At 42.8% G+C, this 7,572-nt stretch carries 8 protein-coding genes; 6 read left to right on the top strand and 2 right to left on the bottom strand.

The window, feature by feature from the left end; genetic code table 11:
- Positions 1 to 223: 223 nt before the first annotated feature.
- Together CAG69_RS13965 and CAG69_RS13960 are read left to right on the top strand one after the other, a co-directional pair.
- The gene (locus CAG69_RS13965; RefSeq protein WP_053807869.1) at positions 224 to 634 is read left to right on the top strand and encodes a hypothetical protein; all 411 of its coding nucleotides are present in this window, start codon (positions 224 to 226) and stop codon (positions 632 to 634) included.
- 223 nt (positions 635 to 857) lie between these two features.
- Complete coding sequence (locus tag CAG69_RS13960) at positions 858 to 1,961, top strand: alpha/beta hydrolase (protein ID WP_150916858.1); 1,104 nt, start codon at positions 858 to 860, stop codon at positions 1,959 to 1,961.
- A gap of 113 nt (positions 1,962 to 2,074) precedes the next feature.
- Here CAG69_RS13960 and CAG69_RS13955 read toward each other — a convergent pair whose 3' ends face one another.
- Positions 2,075 to 3,211, bottom strand: coding sequence for a multidrug effflux MFS transporter (locus tag CAG69_RS13955; protein WP_161444751.1), 1,137 nt, complete (start codon positions 3,209 to 3,211; stop codon positions 2,075 to 2,077).
- A 99-nt stretch (positions 3,212 to 3,310) separates the two neighbouring features.
- On the opposite strand from CAG69_RS13955, the gene CAG69_RS13950 reads away from it, so the two are divergent.
- Positions 3,311 to 4,084 (top strand): AraC family transcriptional regulator, encoded by a 774-nt coding sequence (locus CAG69_RS13950; protein WP_161444749.1) that lies wholly within the window; start codon positions 3,311 to 3,313, stop codon positions 4,082 to 4,084.
- A 93-nt stretch (positions 4,085 to 4,177) separates the two neighbouring features.
- On the opposite strand, the gene CAG69_RS13945 is transcribed toward CAG69_RS13950, so the two are convergent.
- Positions 4,178 to 5,086, bottom strand: coding sequence for a LysR family transcriptional regulator (locus CAG69_RS13945; RefSeq protein WP_161444747.1), 909 nt, complete (start codon positions 5,084 to 5,086; stop codon positions 4,178 to 4,180).
- A gap of 135 nt (positions 5,087 to 5,221) precedes the next feature.
- Here CAG69_RS13945 and CAG69_RS13940 point away from each other — a divergent pair, with 135 nt between their 5' ends.
- From CAG69_RS13940 to CAG69_RS13930, 3 genes are all read left to right on the top strand, one after another.
- Positions 5,222 to 5,941, top strand: a complete 720-nt coding sequence (locus CAG69_RS13940) for an SDR family oxidoreductase (protein WP_046875926.1) — start codon at positions 5,222 to 5,224, stop codon at positions 5,939 to 5,941.
- Between the two features lie 396 nt (positions 5,942 to 6,337).
- Positions 6,338 to 7,273: a universal stress protein gene (locus tag CAG69_RS13935; RefSeq protein ID WP_046875927.1), complete on the top strand. Its 936-nt coding sequence runs from the start codon at positions 6,338 to 6,340 to the stop codon at positions 7,271 to 7,273.
- Between the two features lie 110 nt (positions 7,274 to 7,383).
- A partial coding sequence (locus CAG69_RS13930; RefSeq protein ID WP_005392611.1) for a hypothetical protein occupies positions 7,384 to 7,572 on the top strand: 189 nt, incomplete at its 3' end.

Genomic DNA, 7,572 nt, shown 5'->3' with positions numbered 1-7,572 from the left:
TTCCTTTAGAGGAGCGATTAATATTTAAGCTAGAAGAAGACTTTGGCTTAGTTTTCATTCACCAGAGTGTGATAGACCTTCTTAAAAAAGACGTCAAGGACGTTTGGGTAAGGGATGTATAATTAATAGCGCCAAAAGGCGCTTTTTCTTTTATTAAAAATAAAGTATGGTCTCCCTCCTTTTAAAATGGTAAGTGTTGAATAATTCTACAGTGGTTAGGTAAATGAATAAAATAACTAAACTCGCTTTGGCTTTGTCCGTATTGACATCTGTTGTTGGGTGTCAACTGGTCTCAAATACGCCGATGCAATCGACAGCAACGAAGGAAATAATTGAAAAAGCAAAGGCAGAGTTTGATGGACAACGTTTTTATAAGTTGAATGAATATGATCAAGAAATCAACGTTTCAGATGATGGGGTCATTACCTTCAAGTCTTACTTACCACGCAGCGGCGGCTATGAATGGGTACCAATTGTGATACGCGATACTAGTTTTCGTGTTTCTTGCGATTATTTCAGTGAATATGTTGAAGCTGGAATGGTTGTTCAGGTTCAGTTTGTAGGTAAACGCGGACGCATTGAAAATTACGACAAGCAACGTTGTGAAGAGTTTGGCGAGCCAACATGGCAATAAGATCTATGGATAATTAAAGCGCCGACAGGCGCTTTTTATTTACGCCTTAATTAACGTTAGAAGAGGTTTAGACCAATCTTCGGAAGATTAGGCAAGCAATGCGTAGTATCTGGTTAACGAAAAAATACGAAAGTTGCAACAATGTACGTGTCAGTAAAGTAGGAGCGATATAGCCTCCGCGTACTGTACTCATCGTGTGTTACGTTAATTAGGAGTGTCTACCATGAAAAGCCAGAACGACAATCAAGCAAGTTACCAAGATGAACCAGATGAAGGTCGTCGCAATATGATGAAAATGACGGGTGCCAGCGTGGTTGCTATGGGAGTCGGATCGCTCTCAACGAGTTCCGTTCAAGCTGAGACGCAAATAAATCTTGGTGACACCTGGGATAAAACATTTACGAAAAGTAACCAAGTTCAACATCGCAAAGTGAGTTTTAAAAACCGTTATGGCATCACGTTGGCAGCGGATCTTTATCGACCTAAAAATAAAAGTGGCAAGCTTGCGGCTATCGTCATTAGTGGTCCATTTGGCGCTGTGAAAGAGCAGTCTTCAGGGTTATATGCTCAAACATTAGCCGAGCGAGGCTTCATTACTTTAGCGTTTGATCCGTCGTATACCGGAGAGAGTGGTGGTGAACCAAGAAACGTTGCATCACCTGATATCAATACAGAGGACTTTAGTGCAGCTGTGGACTTTATTGGTCTACAGAAAGACGTTGATCGTCAGAAAATTGGTGTGATAGGCATATGTGGTTGGGGCGGCATGGCGTTAAACGCAGTTGCTGCAGATAAACGAGTCAAAGCAGTCGCAACCAGTACGATGTATGATATGACCCGTGTAATGTCTAAAGGCTATAACGACAGTACGACGTTTGAACAGCGCACGCAAACGTTAGAGCAGCTAAGCCTGCAACGATGGGAAGATGCCGAAAATGGAACGCCTACTTACGGGCCAGTATCGCTTGAGTTAGTTGGAGGTGAGCCCCAATTTGTTGTTGAGTATGCAGCCTATTACAAGTCTCCTGAACGAGGCTTTCATCCACGAGCGATTAACTCAAATGCAGCATGGACACTCACAACGCCGCTGTCGTTTATGAATATGCCAATTCTGACCTACATTGAAGAGATATCTCCACGCCCAGTGTTGTTCATTCATGGCGAAAAGGCGCACTCTCGCTATTTCAGTGAAACGGCGTATGAAGCGGCGGCAGAGCCTAAAGAATTGATGGTCATTCCAAATGCGAATCATACGGATCTCTACGATCAATTGGATGTGATCCCATTTGATAAATTAGAGAGCTTCTTTAAGGTTAATTTAGTTTAGATCGCACTCTAGAAGACAACTGAGGAGCGGTTACTATTGTGCTCCTCAGTTCCTATTGATTGAAAAATTCTCTAGATTCTCGGTGAACCATTACGGAGAGTATTTCATTATTGTCACAAGTCGGTATGAACTTGTTTTGTAGAAAACGCCAATAAAATTGCTAAACAGCTACATGCTAGTAGAACGACACCTAAGTTTTGTGCTGTTCCAGCCATCGCTAATCCCGTCCCGATCATGATGTAGTACATGAGCCCAAATAAAGCGCCTGCGCTACCTACCTGTTGTTTATAATCAACGAGTGCGTCACTGAGTATATTGGGTATCGCAATCCCATACGACATGACGACTAACATCATTGGAGCAACAAACCAGATTGATTGGCTCAGAATCAACACACCGACTGATCCCAAACTAAGCAATACTGCTGAGAGCCAAAGTAGTTGGCTTTTTCGAACATTTTTAGACACTAGGGATTTGTTTAAATAACTCCCAAGCAGAGTGCCTAACCCCAGTACTATGCCACTGTATCCAAATTGTTCGGAGCTATACCCAAGTGCTGAGAAAGTAAATGCGCCAAGCTGGTAATAAGAAAATAGAGCAATGTTATACAAAGCAACCAGTAATCCTGAGCGCCAAATTCGCGCGTCTCTTAGCATTTTCAAGCTAAGTTGATGCAACCGTACTGGTGTCTGTTCCTTCTGTGTTTCAGGAAGTTTAATAACGTTATAAGCGAGCAATACTAACGCGATTAAAAATAAAGCGAAAAACACATAACGGTATCCACCAAGCGCTGTAAGCTGCCCGCCTAATAGCATGCCAACTACCGGGCTGATTGATATACCCATCCCCATTAAGCTGAAGACTTTACTCAGTTCTTGGCCGTCAAATGCGTCACGAAGCATGGTCTGTGTGACAACGGATCCTACCGCGATACCAAATGCGCTCAGGGCTCGCGCAGCCATGACAACAGCAAAGCTTTCGGTTTGAGTTGCGAGTAAAGATGCGCAACCATAGATAAAGAGCCCAATAAGCATGGTGGGCCTTCTTCCCAGTTTATCTGCGAGCACTCCCCAAACTACAACGCCAATGGCAAAAGCTAGGAAGTAAATCGACAATGTTTGGGCTGCTTGTGCGTGGTTTACATCAAATGATAGAGCGATTGAGCTCAACGCTGGGCTATAGATGGTTTCTACAATTTGTGGAAACATCAACATAACCAGCATGAGCCATAAAGAGGGCTTAGTATTCATATTGTTACCCATCGTTAATGAAGTTGGCGGGCAGTATAAATGAGGCTATGATTGATCTAATAACAACATAAAAACCAAATACATCAACATTCGGACAAAATGGCACTTATTGACGAAGAAACACAATTTGACGCAGACAAAATTTCTAATTGTGTAGTGGGAATTGCTGCGGATATTGGCAAGCACGACTCAGGTATGCATCAGCACAAGAAAGGGCAATTGTTGTACGCATCTCAAGGTTGTATGAGTTTTGCTCTGAAAGATTCGATTTGTATTCTGCCCCCGACAAAGGCGGTTTGGATCCCACCTAATACGCCGCATCGCGCACTGATGACGAATGTGGTTGCGTATCGATCTTTGTATTTTGATTGTGAGGTGTTTGCGTGTCCGAGTAAGATCACGATGATAGAAGTGAATAATTTACTCCAAGCCCTCATTGATAAAATGTCATTTTGGGAGTGGGATAAGCATAACAGCGAGATGCTAAATACGACAGCACTCTTCTGGGAGGAGTTTTATGCTGCGAAACGTTATTTGTTTCAGTTGCCTTTGCCATCACATCGGCGCTTAACAACATTTCGCCGGGAGTTGGTTGAACCTTCATTTCTCGCTCCTTCGCTTACTACTCTTGCAAGCAAAGTGGGGGCAAGTACTAAGACGGTAACACGATTATTTAAGTCGGAAACGGGTATGAATTATCAAGATTGGCGTCAACAGTGGAGGCTCTTAAAAGCAGTTGAATTGTTATCAACGGGAATGCAAGTCAGCGCCGTTGCTGATTGGATGGAGTTTTCTTCAGACAGTGCTTTTATTGCATTTTTCAAAAAGCAAACTGGGCAAACACCGCTAATGTTTATGAAAACTAGACCTTAAAACATCACGATGCTTACGTATTTCTTTAGTACAAATTTGGGCTTTATAGATTCCGTATATATTGGTTCACATAGGGAAATGCTATCGAGCACGTTACTTGTGCTTACTCGGCAGTTGACGAAAATATTGAGTAGCAAAATCAACAAAGGCTCGGGTGCGTTTTGGTTGATGTCGGTCGTGATGGTAAAGGAGTGAAAACTCCACACTCGGAATGCTCCAGTCGGTAAACACTTCTTTTAGCTTGCCTGTCTGGAGTTCTTGTTGGCAATAAAGTGCTGGCACACGGATGATCCCATTTCCCGCCAAGGCTGCTTTTATCATTACTCTGCCGCTTTTACATCGTAACTGCCCACGTATTTGGTGCTCCGTTGACTGCTTTGTATTTGTGTTCTCGAATGCCCAGCGTGTCACACTACCTGTCAAACAAATGTGTTTTTCTAAGTCTTTTGGATGCGAAGGATAGCCATGTGTTTCTAAATAGCTTGGGCTTGCGTACGTCCCCATTTCTACATCAATCAGTTTGCGAGCGATAAAGTTGGAGTCTTCTAACTTTCCCATTCGAAAAGCGATATCGAATTCATCCGCGATTAAATCGACACGATGGCTGCTAAAATCTAAGTTAATGCTCACTTGTGGGTGTTGGATTAGAAACTGAGCAACGATATCTGCGACAACGTCTTCTCCTAAATAGCCCCCCACGCAGTTGATACGAATTTCACCTCTTAAGTCTTCTACATCATCAACCACTGCCATAACAGCTTGATCAATATTGTGAAGGGCTGTTTCACACTGTTTATACAGAACCTTGCCTGCTTCGGTGAGGTTCAGTGTTCGAGTGGTCCTTTGTAGCAAAGTAACACCAATCTGTTGTTCCAGATTTGTTATTTGACGTGAAACGTGTGAGCGAGAAACGCCAAGTTGCTCTGCTGCTTTCGTGAAGTTTCCTAGTTGAGCGATTAGGACGAAAGAGCGGATATCCGCAAGGTTGATGTGTGTTTGCATGATGACTTCTGCGTAATTCAAAAAAGTATTGTTGCAGTATAACAACAGTGTTTCAACTAGGTCGGTATATATCAACAAAAAAAGTTTTCTTAAACTTATCGCCATTGAGGTAAACCGTTCTATTAAGGATTCAAAATGAAAAAGTTAATTGTTATTACAGGCGCTAGTTCAGGCATTGGTGAAGCGATTGCACGTCATTTCAGCGAACAGGGCCATGCACTTCTTTTGTTAGCAAGACGTGTAGAACGTTTAGAAGCATTAAACTTACCAAATACGCTTTGTGAAAAGGTAGATGTGACCGATAAAGCTTCTTTTGAAGCGGCGATTGAGAAAGCTGAAGCGTTGTATGGGCCGGTAGATGCACTTGTAAATAACGCAGGCGTTATGCTTCTAGGCCAGATAGATACTCAGGACGCATCGGAGTGGAAGCGCATGTTTGATGTGAACGTACTTGGCTTGCTCAATGGTATGCAGTCCGTTTTAGCACCGATGAAAGCGCGTAACAGTGGTACGATCATTAATATCAGCTCTATTGCGGGCAAGAAAACATTTCCTGATCATGCCGCTTACTGTGGTACCAAATTTGCGGTTCATGCGATTTCTGAAAACGTACGTGAAGAAGTCGCATCATCGAATGTTCGCGTTACGACTATTGCACCTGGCGCTGTGGAAACTGAATTACTTTCCCATACTACGTCTCAAGATATTAAAGATGGCTATGATGCTTGGAAAGAGGATATGGGGGGCGTGTTGGCAGCCGACGATATTGCACGAGCAGTGCTGTTTGCTTATCAGCAACCGCAAGGTGTATGTGTTCGCGAAATTGCTTTGGCACCAACAAAACAGCAACCTTAACATTAATTTACAGCGACTTCTGGATCATTAGGGCTGTGAATATTTGCACACCGATTCGTGATTGATATGGCATCTTTCAACTAAGTCGTATGAAAATTTAGGTTACCCATTTAAGTCCGTAGCCTAAGTGTGTTATTGCTTATACCCAAGTTACTCAAGGTGAGAAAAAACTTTGAGTAATTTGGGTTTTTATTTGGTCTCAATTTTTAGTATGTCGCTCTATTGGGGTCAGCGGGCCACAGTCGTAAAGAAAAGGAGAAGGTGACGTAAAGCAAAATGAAGCAATAGCCATAGCTTAATGAGAATTGATTTCATCAACGTCACAAGCCGTTACAATTATCCGTTAGGTATTATACTTTGTGGGTGGTTAATATTTAACCAAACAAGGAGGTGTGTATGAAACGATTCGCGAACATACTTTTTGCAACACAAGGATTGCCTGGTCATAGTGAGGCGCTCGAACAAGCGATGAGGATCGCATCCAGCAACAAAGTACCTGTTTCAGGGCTAATTGCGTGCCCCGATTTCCCCGCGGATATGCTCCAGTATCAGCAAAGTTATGAGCAATCGCTACAAGACTCCCTCAAACAAAGCATTCAGGAATACAGACAGAAGCTCGATCTTTCTGAAGATGATCTGGCATTTCCTCTTACTGTGAAAAGCAGTGAAAAACCCGCTGTCTGTATCATAAAAGAAGCATTAGCTGACAACAAAGATCTTATCATCAAAGAAGCTGAACCACTCGGTGAAGGCGCTGAAGGCTTCAAAGCCATTGATATGACACTGTTACGCAAATGTCCTTGTCCATTATGGTTACACCGACCGATTGATAAGCCGAGAGACAAACGCCGTGTGGCTGTTGCTATAGATCCGTTAACGGCGAGCGATGAACAGCACTCATTAGCGGTGCGTTTACTTGAATTATCTCGTTCAATAGCCGACACCTGTGACAGTCGTTTACATGTGATTTCTTGCTGGGAATATTACTTAGAGAATTACCTACATGACAATGCTTGGATTCAAGTCGACGATGCTGAGTTGAAACATGAACTCGACAAAGCAAAAGCCGATCATAAACAAGCTCTACAACAACTGCTGGAAGAGTCGGGGATTACGGGTGAAATTGTGATTCATCATTTACACGGAAAGCCTGATGAAAAAATCCCGGATTACGTAGAAAGCATAGAAGTGGACGTTCTAGTCATGGGTACCTTAGCGAGAACTGGGATATCTGGCTATGTCATTGGTAATACGGCTGAAAATATTTTGCAATCGATTAACTGCAGTTTGGTCGCTCTTAAGCCCGATGGTTTTGTCTCACCGATTCAGTAATTAGGGTGTAACAAAGTTGGGTTTAAGTGATTGTTTTAGGTAAAGGAGGGAGATGGATCTCTAGAACATGGAATTATCAATGTATCAATAAGTTATCAGAGGAGAGTGACATGAAAAACCTATGCCCGAAATGCCACACAGAAATGATAGAACGTTCGAACGTTTATGTTTGTCCGAGAAATGATATCGGTGACTGCACCTACGATGCGTTCGAGTTAACTGATGACGATAATCCATACACATTCAGTCGAGAACACGTAAGTAGTGATCTACGTTCTTACACCGTAGCGGACAGCAAG

The organism is Vibrio sp. V43_P6S15P86, assembly GCF_009904725.1.
GTDB lineage: Bacteria > Pseudomonadota > Gammaproteobacteria > Enterobacterales > Vibrionaceae > Vibrio > Vibrio diabolicus.
Note: the sequence above shows the minus strand (reverse complement) of the source record. Positions and strands in the feature narration are given on the sequence as shown.